Here is a 16,949-nt window from a genome sequence, read left to right on the forward strand (position 1 = left end):
GACAGAGACCGGTGCCCTGACAGCGCTTCTCCGTGCTCTGGCAAGGACGCTCACGAGCCTGACGAGCGCCTGGCAGTAGACGTTGTCGGAGCTGCCGACGGAGATAGCCGTTCAACCATCCGCGATGTCCAAGATCAAGCCATCGGTACCGACGCATCACCTGCTCGCGGGGGTGCCGCAGCTCCGCGTGTCAACTCGCAGTTCAGGGTCGTTCTGTCAGCGATCAGTCCGATGACCATTGCTAATGCTGACGTGTGTCGGTCCCCTCGGCGAGAGCATCCAGCCCGCAGCAAAGCAAGGGCGGGCACAGGAGCCTCATTGTCAAAGGTCTATCAGCTCGTCGGGGCGCAATGTCTTCCTGGGTCGACTTCTGTCAGAGGTCCGCCGTCATGGCGGAGCCCACGCTGACAGATGTCACCGCGCCGCGACAGGGACTCTGACAGAGGCCGGCACGACACCGACCACACCGACGCGGCCTCAATCGAGATCTAATTGGCCGTTGACACAATCGCCGCACAGCATCAGACCGGATCACGCGATGGCCGTCTCTTACACCACCAGCGCGGACGTGACCCAACCTGGTCGCTCACCTTCGCCGATGTCTGCCAACGGCACGGCATCCAACGCTCGATGGGGCGGATCGGCTCGCCTTCGACAACGCCCCAGCCGAAGGTTCTTCGCGTCGCTCAAGCGTGAACTCGACGTCGAACAACGACGGTGGGCCACCGAAACCGACGCCCGCCGTGACGCTTCCGGTGGATCGCCTCCTACAACCACCGACGACGCCACTCCACACTCGGCTACCTCAGCCCCGCCGACGACGAACAAACCCTTACATCCTTAAAGGACATACAGCCATCGCGTGCCATACTCGGGTCCGGACGCGTGTGACGTGGCGCAACGCAAGCAGGGAGAGCCGGGACGTGGGCGAGGGCTGGGTACGGAGCCGGTGGACGCGCGGTTTCACCGGCCTGCTGGCCGGCGCGGCTGCTGGCTGGCTGATCTACCAAGGCCTCCGGTTGAAGGGGCCGGAGCTGTTTGTACTAGTTGGCGCGACAGCCGGGCTGGTGGGTGGGCTGGTCGTGCACGCGTACGCCCGTAGTGTCCGGCTGACCGAGATCACCGTGACCGTCCCGCAGTTCAGTGAGCTGCGCTTCGCCGTGACCCGCGACGGCCAGCAGGTGGCGTGGAAGCTGTTCGTGGAGACGGCCACCCGGGTCTCCACGCAGGCGCTCGGTCCCGGTGACGGCCGGATGCGCGAGGCCCTCACCTCGTTGTACGGGCTCTTCGCCGTCACCCGGGACCTGCTGAAGGAGGCTCACCCGGGTGTGCAGACCGGACCGGAGCCGACGGTGGAGCAGTTGGGCATCGCGATGCTCAACTTGGAGCTGCGCCCCTTCCTGTCCCGCTGGCACCCCGCCCTACGGGCCTGGGAGCTCGCCCACCCGGACGCCGACGAGAGCGACTGGCCCAACGACGCAGCATGCCGGGCCGAACTGGCCCGGGTCCAGCAGCGGCTAACCGCATACGTGCAGAGCTTCGGCAAGCTGGCCGGGGTGGCACGGCCGGAGGCGCTGCTCGGCGGCGCGGTGCACGAAGACGCCTGACGGGCCTGCCGCCCACCTGTCGCACGCGGGCCGACCGCGCCCGGGCGTGCGCGAGGGCCAGCGGTCGTCGTCTACGTACCCCATGCAAGCCATCTCGATCATCGCGGTAAGGACCGCGCACAACTGTTCGCCGGCAATGCGGGCTACTGAGGTTCCCCGGTCGCTCGGAGGCTTTCGATCTGCTCTGATGGGGCTGAAGGAAGTCATCCATGGCGGCACCGACGTCTGCCACGAGGCGTCCTTCGGGCTCGGCGTTCAGCGGCGGCCGACGTTGAGCCGCCCGAGCCCTAGGCCGACCAGACCGGCAATCTCACCCGGCCGATGCGTCTCGCTTAGCCGCCGGTTCTCCTCGACACTCAGGCCGTTGTCGGGCACCGATGCGGAGCCGCCCCCGAGGAGGTCGAGGGCGTTGCGGTAGCGTGGGTCGGTGGTGGCGTCGGCCGACGCCACCACCGGGATGAAGTCTGGGTCGCCGAGACCGAAGGTGCGGACGAGGTCCCAGGTGGCACCGCCAAAGCCGCCGACCAGATAGAGCGGCGTGCGGCACCGCACCGCAAGTAGCGCCTCCTCAAAGAGGCCGGGCATCCGTCCACTAAAACCGGCCCGCCTCCCACCGATGATCACCCGGCCGTCGACCCGCTCTGCTAACCAGGCCCGCATGGCGGTGAGCGCCGGTGCCCGCTCGGACTCGGCCACCGGCGCGGGATCGTCACCACGGCCTTGCGCCGGGTCGACCTCCTCGCCGTTGGGGTCAAGGCAGACGACGGTGGCGTACAAGGCGGCGTCGCGGCACAACCGCCGCAGCTCCGGCAGAGGCATCCGGCGGTGGTTCTGCCAGGCGAGGCAAATCAGCAGCGGCGGCTCGTCGAGCGGCCCATAGCGCTGCACCTCCCGCAGCAGGAAGCTGGTGTGCCCGTCCGAGTCGAGGTGCCCGCCATACGCGAGGCTGCCGCCGCCTATCAGCACGGTCCGGGCGATCTCGGCCAGCGCGAGGCGGAAGTGGCTGGGCAGGAGGCCGAGCCGACCCAGGTCCGGGCTGTCGGACGAGGAGAGCCCGACCCGTACGCCGGCCAGCGAGTCCCTGGGCAACAGGCTGGTCATCGAAGCCTCCATCGTCAGCCACGCCGCGCGTCGAGCATCCGCGGGGTCAGCAGGTCGACCCCGCCGTCGAAGCCTGCGGCCCGAGCCATCTGATCGAGGACGAGGCTCTCCTGCGGCCCGAGCGGCGGTTCCGGGTGCAGTACCCGGACGGTAGCACCGGCCGCCGCTGGTCGGCCGGAGCGAGCGCGGTGTAGCCAGTCGGCGAACGTAGCGGCCTCCGGCGAGCGGGGTGCCCACCAGTCCACCGTCAGGTCCGGCCAGTGCCGCCCCGCGATCTGACGCTGCCACTGCCACAGCGCGCTGCTAAGGCACTCGTCGATTAGTTTGCACAGGCCGCGCCGGATCCCGGCGTCCGGCTGCTCGGGGGCGACCCGAACCCGTGGCACGTGGTCCATGAGGAAACTGCCCCGGTCGTCGCTGACCCGCAGGTCGTCGAGGACGACGATGGGCACTCCGGCGCACTTGGCCAGGTGCACCTCCTCCTGACACCACTTGCGGGCCGAGTAGTGGTCACCGCGTACCGCCAGCAGGGCGCTGCGGTGGGCCTTGTCCCGCAGCACCTGGGCCCAGTCCGATCCGGCTTGGATGCTGTGGGCGTCGAAGAATTGGTCGAGGCGCGTGTCGGCGATCAACTCGCGGACCCGCCGGACGAGGTTCGCCGCCCGTTGCCCGTCGTCTGGAGCACCGTGGCGGCTGTGGCTGACGAAGACTGTCAGCGCCCGGTCGCCGGCCCCGCGGACCAACTGGGCGAGAGCCTGGCTGAGGTCCCGGCAGCGGCGCTCAGCCGGAGACTCGCCGGGCAAGCCTGCGGTGTCGAGGCGCTGGTGGCCGTCGAGAAGCGCGCCGAGACGGGTACGGCGGACCGCATGTTCGGCCAGTACCACCGGGAAGACGCCGACCTGCGCGGGGGCGGCCCGCTGCCCGGCGACCACGGTCTCCAGGTACTCGTGCCAGGGCGTGTGTGCGCCCTGGCAGGCTCGGGCCAGGGCCGGACCGAGCAGGGGCACCACCGCGACGAAGGCGGCCGGTTCCGGACCCTTCCGATCCGGATCGGCAGTCAGCGGGATTGGTCGAGGCGCGTCGCCGTCGCCGCGCCAGCCCTGCGACCGGACGAAGACCGACACCGCACCACCGATCAATCCGGTGTACGCGTCGCCTTGGAAGTGGTCCACGATTTGGCGGGCGATCTCCTCACCCTCAATATCGCCGTCGTGCCAGACGACGTAGATCTCGAGCACGGGCGGCAGCACTGCTCCTGTTTATCCGATGTAGACATGATCCTGCCAGTCCACGTGGATCATCGATCCGTTCGGTCGGTCCGCGCCGACCGTCGGACCGACCTGACATCGACCCTGCCATGGGAATGACGCTCCGCCCATCCCACCGATCGGTGGCACGGTCGTGACATATCGAGCGCAGCGTGGGTGCCTCGACCACCGGGCGGGGGCGGAGTAAATGGGCTCGACCAGGTCAACGTCGTCGTCTCGTACGCGAGCAGCGACGGAGGGGCTTCGCAGCGGCAGTAGTGACCGATTTACGCCTCGGTCTCAGCAGTACGAGATGCCCGGCCTGTTCTGCAATAGACGCATTCCATCCGGCTCGCCACCGACCAGAATCGGAGCATTTCGTCCCGCGATCATGTCTGGTTCACTTTCGTCGGCATCGGCGGACATGACGTCCATCAAGGCAGCACCCGAACACCGTACGCATGGATCATGACCGAACCGCGGCCCTATCCGTCCGACCTGCCCGACGCCCGGCGGGCCCTGATCGTGCCCCGCCTGACCGCCTGGCGACAGGCCCGCACCGACGACGGCGTCAACGGCCGCGCCCCCACCCACGACCTCCGCGACCACCACGGCCGCACCACCAAACCCAGAACCTCCATCATGGACAGCCGGAGCGTGAAAACCTCCACCAACGTCCCGTTTTCCACACAGGACACCGACGCCGCGATAATCCTCGGCCGCAAACGCGGCATCCCTACCGACACCCTCGGCCTATTCCTCACCGCCGCCAGCTCCAGCAACAAACGCCATCGGCGTGGACCTGCTCGACCGCGCCACTGCCAGTTACCCACACCCTGACCAAGGCCTGGGCCGACGCCGGATTCAAACCCGCGTCGTCGAACACGGCGCCCAACTCGGCGTCGATGTCGAGATCGTCACCAAAGACCCCCACATCAAGGGCTTCAGCGTGGTCAAACGGCGATGGGTCGTCGAACGCACCCATGCACCACCGCCGACTCGTCCGCGACTACGAAACCCGGCCCGACAACTCCGCCAGCATGATCACCCCCACCATGATCGGCAACCTCACCAAACGCCTTACCGCCGAAAACACTCCAACCCGGCGAGAACCCTAGAGCCACAACACGCACAAAATACGTGAATCAGACGTCCTCTGAAAACTGTCGGGTTTGCGCACGCTGGGGGATCTCCCGAAAACCCGTTGATAGTCTCCGCAAGAGACAGCCGGACCGACCCATCCTGCTGTCCCGGACTGCTTCCCCTCTCCCGATCCGGTAGGCCGTAGATGGTTGACATTGAACCCGTGGATAAGCCCAGTTCGCTACCCACACCGGCCGAAGTTGAGGCTAAAACCCGTAGCGCAGCGGCGAAGGTTGCGCTCGGAAAGCGCTATGCGGCCTTCATCTCTTATCGGGTGGACGAGCATGACAGGCCTATCGCTCACGCCATCGAGCGCGGACTCCAGCGCTTGGCCAAACCGTGGAACAAACTACGTGCGCTGGAGATCTTCCGAGACATGAGCAGCCTGGACGCGAATCCACTGCTCTGGCCCAGACTCTGCGCTGTCATGGATAACTGCGACTGGTTAATTTATTTAGCCTCGCCCGGCTCAGCAGAGTCCAGATGGGTCGGCATGGAACTGGAACGGTGGCTCCGGACAAAAGGCCCCGAGCGAATAATGATCGTGGTCACGGGCGGCGAGTGGCGCTGGGACAATGCGCTCGACGACCTCGACGTCACAGCGGCCGGGAATGCCGCCCATCCGGTACTCAGGGGCAAGTTCAGCAGCGAGCCCCGGTTCATCGACATGCGCTGGATCGAGAAACTCCCGGACCTCACCCCACAGACCCTCACCACCCAGGCCCAGTTCCGCGAGCAACTACTCGAACTCGCCGCGCCGCTGCACGGACGGCCGAAGGAGGACCTGGACAGCGAGGCGGTCCGGCAGGAACGCAAGACCCGGCGGCTGCGCAACGCCGCCGTCATCGCCCTGGCGGTACTAACCGTGTTCTTGACGATCGCGGCGACGCTCGCCGTGCTGAACGCGAGGGAGGCCCGACTGAACGAGAGGGAGGCCCGGAAGCAGCGCGCCGTAGCCGAGCAGCGGGCGCGGATCGCGACCAGCTTGCGCCTGGCGGCCCTGAGCCGCACCAATCAGGGCACCGATGGTTCGCTGCGCTATCTCCTGGCCGCGCAGGCATACCACCTGTCGCCGACCACCGCAGCGACCGGTGCACTCTTCGAGTTGACCCAGACGGGCGAGGTGCTCGGAGGCCCACAGGAGAAGGATGTCCAGGCGCGGATCGTCGGGCACCGCAGGGGAGTCACCGCAGCAGCCTTCAATTCCTCGGCCGACCGAGTGGCGACGCTGGACGGTAGCGGGACCCTGCGGCTGACCGCGCTGCCGGGCACCGCGCCCGTGCCGGTGGCGGTCCCGTCGGCCACCGGTGTGGCCTTCGCCGACGACACGACTATCGTCGTATCCACCCAGAGCGGGCTGCGGGCAGTGGACGCGACGACGGGCACCGCCCTCCCCGGCGCCTACCCCCATGGTGGCCGTACCGTCGCCGTGGCGGCCGCCGGGCCGGGCACCGTGTTGAGCCTGGACGCGGAGGGCCGGCTGGCCCTCGTCGCAGCCAGGGGGGTGCAACAGCAAGGTCGGGTGGCGACCGGCGGCGGTACCGTCCGGGTCGCATCGGCCGCTCCAGTCGCGATCGTACAGTCTGGGGGCCGGGCAACCGTCGTAGACACGCGAACCCTCAGTGCGACCGGCTCCTGGGCACTGGCGGGTCGCCAGGTCACCGCCATCTCACCCGACGGCACACGACTGATCCTGGTACCGCCCACTCGGCAGGATTCGGACGGGCAGCCGAACCTCGAGATCGCCGAGGTCGTCGAAACCGCCAGCGGCAGGTCACTCTGGCGTGCCACTACGTTCGAGTACTATGTCCCGCGCGGAGCCGCCTTCCTGCCAGGCGGCACCGACATCGTCGCGGCCACCAGTGGTGGTGTCGACGGGGCACCCGGTCAGCTGTTCACCCGTTCCCAAGGCAGCCCAGGCGACAATGTCGGTACACCCCTTCTGGCACCGACGACCATCGCCGGACTGTGGTCCGCCCCCGACGGGGCGAAGCTGCTCGTCGCGACCGAGAGCGGAGAGGCCGAGGTACTGTTCGCAGGCGCTCAAGACCTCAAGCCCGTCTATCCACTCTCGGCCGCTGTCGAGGGGGAGCGGCTACTCGTACACACCTCCGATGGTCTCGGGATCGCCGACGCGAAGGGCGGCGGCCTCCGGACCGTGACCTCCGGCGAGGGCGGCGTCCTCACCCCGGACGGGCGTACCGTCGTTACCTGGGACGGCCGAATCGTCGACGTGGCGACCGGTAAGGTGCGGCATCGGTCGCTACCGCCGATCGCGGCGAAGGTGCGACCAGTCTTCGCCCGGGCAGGGGCACTCATGTTCTACGCGAGCAAAGGGTCCAGGAGCGGCAATCTGGTGATGGTGACGCTCGACACCGGCCGGTTCGTCACGGTCCCATCGCCGCTCACCCTCCGGGGCGGTGGCGCGGACCAACTCTTCGACGGCGTGCTGGCAACGAATCCGGACGGGACCGTGCTCGCGCTGCGGACCTTCAACGATTTCAACCGCAAGGGGCCAGGTGCCGTCGCGACCCTCGCCACAGGCGACAGCCTCACTCTGCTTGCCCGGATCGGCCAGGCCACGGACGAGTCCGGGGCGCTCGGGTTCACCCCCGACGGTAGCAAACTGATCCTGTACAGCAAGCAGATTGCCACCCTTCTCGACCCCGCCACCCTACGCGCCGACGGGGAGACGTTCTACGGCAATGCCCAGGGGCGATGGTATCCCGCGCCCGACCGCCGGACCTTTGTCGCCTCGTCCTGCCCGACCGGCATCATCGACTCGGCGACCTTCCAGGTCGTGGCCACTATCCCGGGTACGGAGAGCGTCGAGAACGGTTGTGCTGACCTACCCGATATCGCCTGGACCGACTCCGGACGTCTGCTACTCGTCGGCGTTCCCGACGGTACTTTCGCGCGGTACACGGTCGAGCCAGCACAGCTTCTCGACCGGGCCTGCCGCCTTGCCGGTCGGAACCTGAGTGCATCGGAGTGGCGGCAGTACCTGCCGGAATGGCCGTACCAACAGACATGCCCGGGCAGCGATCCATCGTCGGGGCCCGCGACAACGGGCAGCACAGGGCCCGCCTCGCCCGCACCATCGGTCACCCCCGGACCAGCCGGCACCTCGCCGTCCCCACGCGGCGCACAGGGCGGCGATACGCCAACGTCGGCGGACGCCGTCGAGTCGGACACTCCCAGGTGATCCCTTCCTGACCCTTATGACTCGGAAGATAGAGGTCGACGCCCTTTGGGTGCGCAAGATCAGATAGCGTCTGAGCCGCAGAAAGGTACCGGGTGGCTTCGTTGATCGTCTCCACCTGGAGCGGGGGGTCGTAGTCGCGGGCCAGCCGACGGTGGGCGGTGAGCCAGGCCAGGGTCCGCTCCACCACCCAGCGGCGACGGTGCACGATGAACCCTTGCTGGTCGGCGAGCTTACGCACGATCTCCAGGGTGGTGCCCAGCATGTCACGGGCCCAGTCGACCAGACCTCCGGCAAACCCGGAGTCGGCGAACACGTGCCGGATCGGGGTCGCCGCATACGGGGCGAGCAGGGCGCCCTTCGCGCCGTCGCGGTCCTGCCAGGAGGCGGCCAGGACCCATACGGTGACCAGCAGGCCCAGGGTGTCGGTGACGATGAACCGCTTGCGGCCGTTGACCTTCTTCCCGCCGTCGTAGCCACGGGTGTCGCGGTGCACGGTGTCGGCAGCCCGCACGCTCTGGGAGTCGATGATCCCCGCTGTCGGCTCGGCCGCCCGGTCATGGGCCAGACGGACCTGCTCCCGCAGCTCGGTGAGGATCCGATCGGTCACACCCCGCCGGTTCCACCGCTGGAAGTGGGAGTACGCGGTCTGCCAGGGCGGGAAGTCCACCGGCAGGCACCGCCACTCGCACCCGGTACGAACCACGTACAGGATGCCGTCGACGACCGCCCGACCGGAACGTGTCAAGGGATTGAGGCCAACGGGATTTAAGCGGCTTGTCAGTGCGGTTCGGGCTTGTTGATCCAGACTTGTTTGGGCAGGTCGAGGATCTTGGGCACGGGCCGGGTGGTGCCGAACCGTTCCGGGTGTGCCATGCGGGCTGCGGCGATGGTGTCCTCGCGGCCAGCGCGGACGGTGTGGTGACGGCCGTGGTGGACGTCGGCGGAGGTGTGCAGGCCGATCCCGGAGTGCCGGTGGGCGTAGTTGTACCAGGTCACGAAGTCGTTCATGAACGTCCGCGCCTGGCCGAGGGACGCGAACCGGTCCGGGAAGACTGGCGCGTACTTCAACGTCTTGAACCAGGCCTCGCTGTACCCAGCAGCCCGGCCACCACGGCACAGACCACTGCGGTCACCACCACGGTCAACCGGTGCCGGACGACGCGACGGTCGCGAGGATCCGGCAGACCTGTCAACGCAGCGGGCAGCCCAGCAGCGGCTTCGTGCACGGTGACAGCCGGTGCGTCGAACACGGACGAGATCAGCGATGATGGCAAAGCGGGCATAGCTCACTTCGGACGATCGATAAGGCGTAGGAACCTCAATGATCATCTGAACCGGTCGTGCCCGCCCTCCTACCACCAGCAAGGGCGCGTCTAAACCAACCACCTCAAGCCCGGCACCCCCGACTTTGCCGGGCCCTGGCCGCCGCCTGGGCCCCTCGCACGATGCTGACCATCCGGTAAGCCGGCAACGGGATTTTATTCAGGGCGGGCACCATCCAGAAAAGGAAGTACGCCGATTTTGCTGATCTTTGACAAGCGAGCACAGCAACATACTTTCGCGACCTGGCAGCGTGCCGAAATAACCTATGCCTGCAGGCTGCGGGCTTCAGATAAAGATAGGCGACCGTCTTAGGAAACCGATGCTCTATCCCCTGAGCTACGAGGGCGCGAGCGCCTAGTCTAGCGACCTGCGGGTTCACCTGGGGTGGCAGGGAGTGGTCCAGGCTCACCCGCAGCACCCGGACCCCCCGTTCGCCCAGCCCAGGACCACAGCCCGAGCACACGAACCCCCGTTCGCGACCACGAGCGGCTGCGGTGGCCCGCGTCGGCACCGGATGACCCGGGTTGGCATCCGCTGGCGAGCACACGCCGCTCACGTCATCGAAGATCAACGACGCCCCGTCTGTACAACTGCCTTCGGCGTCGCCACCGGAGGGCACGCCTTCCCCGAACTCGCCGCGACACACAACAACGCGACGTAGCCGTGGACCGTTCCACGAACCGGCTCGACCGCGTGGCCCGCAGATCGAACACCAGATGACCGCGTACCGAACGCACCTTGTGCCGCAGATCGAAAGCCTAGATCCTCGCAGATCGAAAACGCGGCCGTTATGATGATGCCGTGCCCACACCACATCTGATCCCCCGCCGCGCCGCCGCGCAGGTCGACGCTGCCCTGGAGGACACCCGCGTCGTCTTGATCAGCGGAGCACGCCAAGCAGGCAAGAGCACCCTGGTTCGCCTCGTTGCCGGCGATCGTCTGGCCGAGCGCCGCGATCTTGATCGGGCGCAGGACCGGGCGGCGGCGATCGCCGACCCGGTCGGGTTCGTAGACTCCTCCGAACTCCTGGTCATCGACGAGATCCAACGCGCTCCGGAACTACTGCTGGCCATCAAGGCAGCAGTCGACGAGGACCCTCGTCCGGGCCGGTATCTGCTCACCGGCTCGTCACGGTTGTTCGGCATGGTTGCCGCCCCGGACGCGTTGCCCGGCCGGATGGAGACCGTGGAACTCTGGCCGTTCTCCCAGGGAGAACTCGACGCTGAGCCGGACGGATTCATCGACGCCGTCTTCACGCTCGGTCAGGACCTGCGACACGAGTCGGAGGTGACCCGCGCCGACTACGCGGCCAGGATAGTGCGCGGCGGCCTACCCGAGGCCACCACCCGTACCGACCCGCGCCGCCGCCAACGGTTCCTCGACGCCTACGTCCAGGCGCTCATCGACCGCGACGTCCGGCAACTGTCCGACATCCAGCACAAGGGCGAGCTACGCAAACTGGTACGTCTGCTTGCGGCCAGGTCCGCGACCATCATCGCCGCCAACTCCCTCGAATCAGCCCTCGGGCTCAGTCGACCGACGATCGCTCGCTACCTCCAGGCACTGGAAGAGATCTTCCTGATCAAGCGGATCCCGGGCTGGTCCCGCAACCTGGGCACCCGGGCCACCGCCGCGTCAAAACTGATCTTCGTCGACTCGGGTATCGCCGCCAACGAGATCGCGACCGACGCCCGGGCGCTGCTCCGGCCGGGCGCACCGTTCGGCCCGCTGCTCGAATCATTCGTCCTGTCCGAACTGTCCCGCCAGCTCACCTGGTCCGAGCAGCCCGTCGACCTGTCCCACTACCGCGACCAGAGCAGGTACGAAGTCGACGCGGTGCTCGAGAACCGAGCTGGTCAGGTGGTCGGGATCGAAGTCAAGGCAGCCAGCACCGTCGGACCCGACGACTTCCGCGGGCTACGCCGGCTCGCCGAGCGCCTCGGCGACGACTTCATCGCCGGCATCGTCCTCTATACCGGCACCGCCACGCTGCCGTTCGGCGACAGGCTCCGCGCCATGCCGGTCAGTACCCTGTGGCAGGCTCCCGCCCCGACAGCAGACTGACCTCGCTCCCAGGCTGCTCCTCAGCCGTTTCTGGCCACCGACGACCCAAGCGCTGGTCAGCTGATCTTCGGCAAGCGATCGCAGCGAGCCCGCGAAGCGGCCGGCACGTAACGGGGACGACAGGAAATCCGCAGGTCATCGGCCTGCGGACACCGGTGGAGGCCAGTCTTAGGAAACCGATGCTCTATCCCCTGAGCTACGAGGGCGCGAGCGCCTAGTCTAGCGACCTGCGGGTTCACCCGGGGTGGCAGGGAGTGGCCCACGTCTACCCACGTCACCCGGACCCCCGTTCGCCCGGCCATGGCGCAGACGCCGCCGACGCCAGGCCCGGACCTGTCACCACCGACGACACGGTTATCCCTGACAATTGCCGTTGCAGTACCGGGTCGTCACGGCACTGCGTGAGCCGCTCACAAGGTAGTTGGCCGGAGCCGTACCCGATCGTCACGATTGACCGCGCCCCGGCGGGTACAGACCCGCCGGGCGCGCGCCAGCCGGGAGGACGACAGGCGGGTGCGGTCAGACGGTGGATTCTGACACGAAGTCCGCGATGGCCGTCAGCGTCTTGGGGTCGGTGAGGATCTTGCTGTGTCCGAAGCCCTGAGTGGTGATCATCCGAGACTGGCCGGGGAAGGCCGCGGCGATCTTCTTGGCCTGCGACATCTCGATCCGACGGTCATCCTCGTCGTGGATCACCAGCACCGGACCGGTCACCCGGTCCGCCTCGTACGGGACGGAGAAACGGCGATAGATGTCCTGCTCCTGCGGGAACAGGCCCTCGAACCGGCGGCTCAGATCCTTCCTCAGGCGCTCGGACAAACCGAGTTCCTCGCTGAACCGGTGGACCAGGTAGTCGAAGTCGCACACGGCGTTCACCGTCACCACGCGGTCGACCTTGACCCCTTTGCGCATGGCGTGGAAGAGCGCCAACGACCCGAACGAGTGGGCGACGGCCGCCTGGAAGGGGCCATGCCGCTCGTACAGTTTCTCGATGATGTCCGCGTACTCCAGCAGCGTGGTGCGATTTCCCTCGGAGTCGCCGTTACCGGGTGCGTCGAAGGTGACCGCGCTGTATCCGCGGGCGAGCAGCTCCGCCACCAGCGGTGCGTACCGCGAGCCGCGGGACTCCCAACCGTGGACCACCAGGACGGGCTTGGTGCCGTCCCCCCACTGGTAGGTGACGACCCGCCGACCGTTGTACTCGATGCTCTCCACCTGGGCCTGGGCGTGGACCTCGGCCTCGTTGGGGCGCACCCGCGACGGGGTGCGGAGCTTGCAGAACAGTGCGAACGTCCACTTCCCGGCGAGACCCGGTGCGACCACCGAGGCGACCCGCAGCCCGGCCTTCACCGTGGAGAGGGCGATGCTCATAGGAATCTCAATTCAGTTGACGTTGCGGTCCACATGCGCCCAGAACTGGTCCCGGAGGATCCGACGCAGAATCTTGCCACTGGGGTTACGGGGGACTTTGTCGATGATATCGTACTGGGCAGGAATCTTGAAGTCGGAGATCAGCCCCTTCAACGACAACATCAACTCACGCGGCGTCGCCTGCTGACCTGGGCGTAGTACCACAAAGGCCCGGACCGCCTCACCCCAGCGCTCGTCGGGGACGCCGATCACCGCCGCCTCCGCGACTGCGGGATGCTTGCACAACGCATTCTCGACCTCGGCGGGGTAGACGTTCTCCCCGGCCACAATGATCGTGTCCTTGATCCGGTCGGAAATGTAGAGATAGCCGTCCTGGTCGAGGTATCCGGCGTCACCGGTGCGGAACCACCCGTCCACGAAGACCTCGTCGGTCGCCTCCTTGAGGCCCCAGTACTCGATCATGATCGCCGGGGTGCGCAGCCAGATCTCTCCCACCTCGCCTTGCGGCACCTCGACACCGTCCGCGTCGACCACCCTCAGGTCGACGCCGGGCATCGGGCGGCCGGCGGCCCGCATACGTGGGCTGCCCGGAACATGCTCGGCCGCCGGCAGGCACACCGCGCAGTTCCCGGTCTCGGTGAGACCGTAGAGCTGGACGAACTCACAGCCCATCGCATCCAGGCTCTGCCGCAGCAGGCTCTCGGAGATCGGCGAGCCCCCGTAGGCGACCTTGCGCAGGCTGGCGAAGTCGTCCGACCCGACCCGGGGCTCAGCCAGGATCATCTGCAACATCGCCGGAACCACCAGGGTCGTGGTGATTCCCGACTCGCGGATCAGGGTGGCCGCCTCCGTGCTCAGGAAGCGACGCATGGCCACGCTGGTGACGCCCGCGTTGAGCGCCTGCAACGCCCACCAGAGGCCGGCGACGTGGAAACCCGGGATGCCGATCAGGCTCTTGTCGTCCGACCGCCAGTCCAGCCAGTCCAGGTCGTTCTCGACCAACAGGTCGTTGATCCGGAAGAAGCTGCGGTGCGGCAGCACGACGCCCTTCGGAAGGCCCGTGGTGCCGCTGGTGTAGAGCTGCACGATCGGGTCCTCGGGCTGGACCGAGGTGTCCAGGTCGTCGGCGGAGTGCTCCGCGGTCCAGGCCCGGAAACCCGCACCCAACTCGCCCTCGCCGTCCATGTCGACCACGAGCCGTAGCTGATTCTGCTCCCGCTGGAGGTCGAGCGCGGTGGCGCGGAACTCGCGTTCGGTGAAGAGAAGCTCCGTGCCCGAGTCGCGCAGGATGTGCTCGATCTCCGTCGGCGTCAGCCGCCAGTTGATCGGCACGAGCACGGCCCCGCTCTTCGCGCAGGCGAAGACGATCTCGTAGTAGTACTCCGACTCCTTGCCCAGGTAGCCGACCCGTGATCCGGGTGTCACGCCGGCCGCGAGAATCGCGCGGGCCGACCTGTTGCTTCCCCGGTGCAGTTGCGCGAAGGTGACCTCGCGACCCTCGCATTCGATGGCGACACGGTCCGGATGCCGCTCGGCGTGAAAGGTCGCGGTGTCGACGACTGTCTTGAGGTTCGGGTAGTGCATCTGTGGCATCCCATCAGCTCGCGTCAGGACCATTGATAGCCTTCGGGCCAGTACCGTCTGCCGGTCAGGACCGGGCCGGGAAGGCGGCACAGTGCCTGCCCAGCCCGCGCCGACAGCTCGGTGAAGACGATCTCGGCACCAGCCGCGTACTGCTCCCCCACCAGGTGCAGCCAGCCGGCCGCGTCCAGCTCGGCCAGCGGCACCGGCACGGCCTCGGCGGTCGCCGCCGCACCCAGCACCCACACGTTCCCGGTGACCGTCACGTCCGCCGCGCCCGGTCGCGGCGGTACGGCTCCCAGCGCACCGGCCTGCCACCGCGCGGCGACCTCGGCCGTTGCGGTACGCCCGGCCACCACATCGGACAGTACGTGGCGGTACCGACCGCCGAACCGTCCGCCGGACACCCGCAGCCCCACCGCCGTCAGCAGCTCGCACCAGCCCATCGCCCAGGCGAGCCAGGTGCCCTCCGGCAGTGCCTGACCGTCGGTGAGCAACCCGTCCAGGGCGGGCAGGCCCATGGCCTCGGCGCACCCGCGTAGCCGGGCGGCGAGCGGCTCGAACCCCGGACCCAGGCTGGTGGTCAGCACCGCCCTCAGCCGCGAGTCGTCAAGCTCGGGCAACTCGACGTGGATATCCGCCCGGGGCGCCCGCTGTACCGGGCCGGCGGCCAGTGCGTCGAGGAGTTCGGACCGGCCGGTGACGACGGCCGCGGAGCGGACCGGGAGATGGTCGCGACCATGCGCCAACGTACGGCAGACCGTGTGGTGGTCCCACTCCGCGCGCTGGTCCAGGTGCCGGTGCAACCGGTCGGCGGTCGCCGCCAGCGCCGCGTCGTTGTGCGCCGAGAGGACCAGCAGGGCGGGGACACCCGGTGCCGTGGGGGCCGCCTCCGGCCGCCGCCGGCCCGGGACGCCCTCCAGGATGACGTGCGCGTTGATCCCGGTGAAGCCGAACGAGCTCACCCCGGCCAGGCGGCGGCCGTCCGACGGCCACGCCGTTGGTTTGTCCGCGAACCGCAGACCGGTCCGGTCCCACGCGACGCCGGGGTCGAGGTTCTCCGTGCCGACCTGCGGCGGCACCTCGCCGTGGGCGAGGGCGAGCACCGTCTTCATCAGGCCCACCGCCCCGGAGGCGGTCTCCAGGTAGCCGAGGTTGGCCTTGCACGATCCCAGGTACAGCGGCGGTGCCGTCGGTGACCGACGCTCGTACGCCTCGGCCAGTGACTCGGCCTCGATTATCCCGCCCAGCCGGGACCCGTTGGCCTGGGCCTCGACATACTGCACGTCGAGCGGTTCGACGCCAGCACTGCGCAGCGCCAACTCGATGACCGTCTTCTGCCCGGCGCCCGCGGTCACCGCCATCGAGGGGCGGTCACCGTGGGAGTGGACCGCGCTGCCGCGCAGCAGCGCGTACGGCAGGTCACCGTCGGCGACCGCGTCGGAATGCCGTTTGACGACCAGGATGCCGCAGCCCTCGCCCCGGACGTGGCCGTCGGCCTCGGTGGTGAACGGGCGGCTGCGCCCGGCGCTCGACAGCATGCCCGGCTTGCCCAGCACCGCGGTGGTGAACGGGGAGAGCAGCAACTGGCAGGCACCGACCAGGGCGACGTCGCACTCGCGTCGCCGGAGTGCCTGCGCGGCCAGGTGCATCGCGGTCAGCGCCGAGGACGACGACGTCTCGATGGTCATCGCCGGGCCGTTGACGCCCAGCATGAAACCGATCCGCCCCGACGTCGCGCTCAGGGTGTTGCCGAGCGCCATGTGCGGGGACAGGTCGTCGGCCGGCACCCGGTTTCGCACCCAGGCTATCGGGTACTCCACCGTGCTCGCTCCGATGAAGATCCCGACCCGCTGGCGGCGCAGGTCGGCGCGGGTCAGGTTCGCGTCGGCGAGCGCCTGCACGGTGACCTCGAGCAGCAGGCGCTGTTGCGGATCCATCCGCTCCGCCTCCTGCTCGGTGATGCCGAAGTAGTCGGCATCGAACAGGTCGACGTCGTTCAGGTAAGCACCGGAACGGAGCACGTCGGCGATGGGTGCCAGGTCGGGCGCGTCGAGGTTCCAGCGCGCCCGACCGAGGCTGTCGGTGGGCGGGCCGGCCGACTCCGTCGGCACGACCCGTCCCTCCCGCAACGTGGTCCACAGACTCCGCGGATCATCGATCCCCCCGGGGAGGCGGCAGCCGAGCCCGACCACCGCGATGCCCTGGGTCTCGTCCTGCCGCTGCCGGGCGAGCATCACCATGAGTTGCTTCTTGGACAGCGACTCAAGATAGTCGATGTAGTTCGTCAAAGTCCGTTCTCCACGT

At 68.1% G+C, this 16,949-nt stretch carries 10 protein-coding genes and 1 pseudogene; 4 read left to right on the top strand and 7 right to left on the bottom strand.

Annotated elements, in window-relative coordinates:
* Positions 1-923: 923 nt before the first annotated feature.
* Positions 924-1,607: a hypothetical protein gene (locus ACWCHM_RS24615; RefSeq protein ID WP_454220014.1), complete on the top strand. Its 684-nt coding sequence runs from the start codon at positions 924-926 to the stop codon at positions 1,605-1,607.
* Positions 1,608-1,862: 255 nt separating this feature from the next.
* Here ACWCHM_RS24615 and ACWCHM_RS24620 read toward each other — a convergent pair whose 3' ends face one another.
* Both ACWCHM_RS24620 and ACWCHM_RS24625 read right to left on the bottom strand, forming a co-directional pair.
* Positions 1,863-2,708 (bottom strand): hypothetical protein, encoded by an 846-nt coding sequence (locus tag ACWCHM_RS24620; RefSeq protein WP_454220015.1) that lies wholly within the window; start codon positions 2,706-2,708, stop codon positions 1,863-1,865.
* Between the two features lie 14 nt (positions 2,709-2,722).
* Positions 2,723-3,946, bottom strand: coding sequence for a TIR domain-containing protein (locus ACWCHM_RS24625; protein ID WP_454220016.1), 1,224 nt, complete (start codon positions 3,944-3,946; stop codon positions 2,723-2,725).
* Positions 3,947-4,423: 477 nt separating this feature from the next.
* On the opposite strand from ACWCHM_RS24625, the pseudogene ACWCHM_RS24630 reads away from it, so the two are divergent.
* Both ACWCHM_RS24630 and ACWCHM_RS24635 read left to right on the top strand, forming a co-directional pair.
* A pseudogene (locus ACWCHM_RS24630) lies at positions 4,424-5,073 on the top strand (IS5 family transposase).
* A gap of 170 nt (positions 5,074-5,243) precedes the next feature.
* On the top strand, positions 5,244-8,303 hold the full coding sequence (locus ACWCHM_RS24635) for a hypothetical protein (protein WP_454220017.1): 3,060 nt from the start codon (positions 5,244-5,246) through the stop codon (positions 8,301-8,303).
* Here ACWCHM_RS24635 and ACWCHM_RS24640 read toward each other — a convergent pair.
* Entirely contained in the window at positions 8,203-9,048 is an 846-nt protein-coding gene (locus tag ACWCHM_RS24640) for an IS5 family transposase (protein ID WP_454220019.1), read from the bottom strand. The genes ACWCHM_RS24635 and ACWCHM_RS24640 overlap by 101 nt on opposite strands.
* Positions 9,049-9,080: 32 nt before the next feature.
* Entirely contained in the window at positions 9,081-9,632 is a 552-nt protein-coding gene (locus ACWCHM_RS24645) for an integrase core domain-containing protein (RefSeq protein ID WP_454220020.1), read from the bottom strand.
* A 795-nt stretch (positions 9,633-10,427) separates the two neighbouring features.
* On the opposite strand from ACWCHM_RS24645, the gene ACWCHM_RS24650 reads away from it, so the two are divergent.
* Positions 10,428-11,690, top strand: a complete 1,263-nt coding sequence (locus ACWCHM_RS24650) for an ATP-binding protein (protein ID WP_454220021.1) — start codon at positions 10,428-10,430, stop codon at positions 11,688-11,690.
* Between the two features lie 519 nt (positions 11,691-12,209).
* On the opposite strand, the gene ACWCHM_RS24655 is transcribed toward ACWCHM_RS24650, so the two are convergent.
* Genes ACWCHM_RS24655 through ACWCHM_RS24665 form a run of 3 tightly spaced genes read right to left on the bottom strand, consistent with a single transcriptional unit; the run spans position 12,210 to position 16,933 of the window.
* Positions 12,210-13,061, bottom strand: a complete 852-nt coding sequence (locus tag ACWCHM_RS24655; protein WP_454220022.1) for an alpha/beta fold hydrolase — start codon at positions 13,059-13,061, stop codon at positions 12,210-12,212.
* A gap of 12 nt (positions 13,062-13,073) precedes the next feature.
* Positions 13,074-14,654: a fatty acid--CoA ligase gene (locus tag ACWCHM_RS24660; RefSeq protein ID WP_454220023.1), complete on the bottom strand. Its 1,581-nt coding sequence runs from the start codon at positions 14,652-14,654 to the stop codon at positions 13,074-13,076.
* Between the two features lie 14 nt (positions 14,655-14,668).
* Positions 14,669-16,933, bottom strand: a complete 2,265-nt coding sequence (locus tag ACWCHM_RS24665; RefSeq protein ID WP_454220025.1) for a beta-ketoacyl synthase N-terminal-like domain-containing protein — start codon at positions 16,931-16,933, stop codon at positions 14,669-14,671.
* Positions 16,934-16,949 lie beyond the last annotated feature (16 nt).

Source organism: Micromonospora sp. SCSIO 07396, from assembly GCF_053667945.1.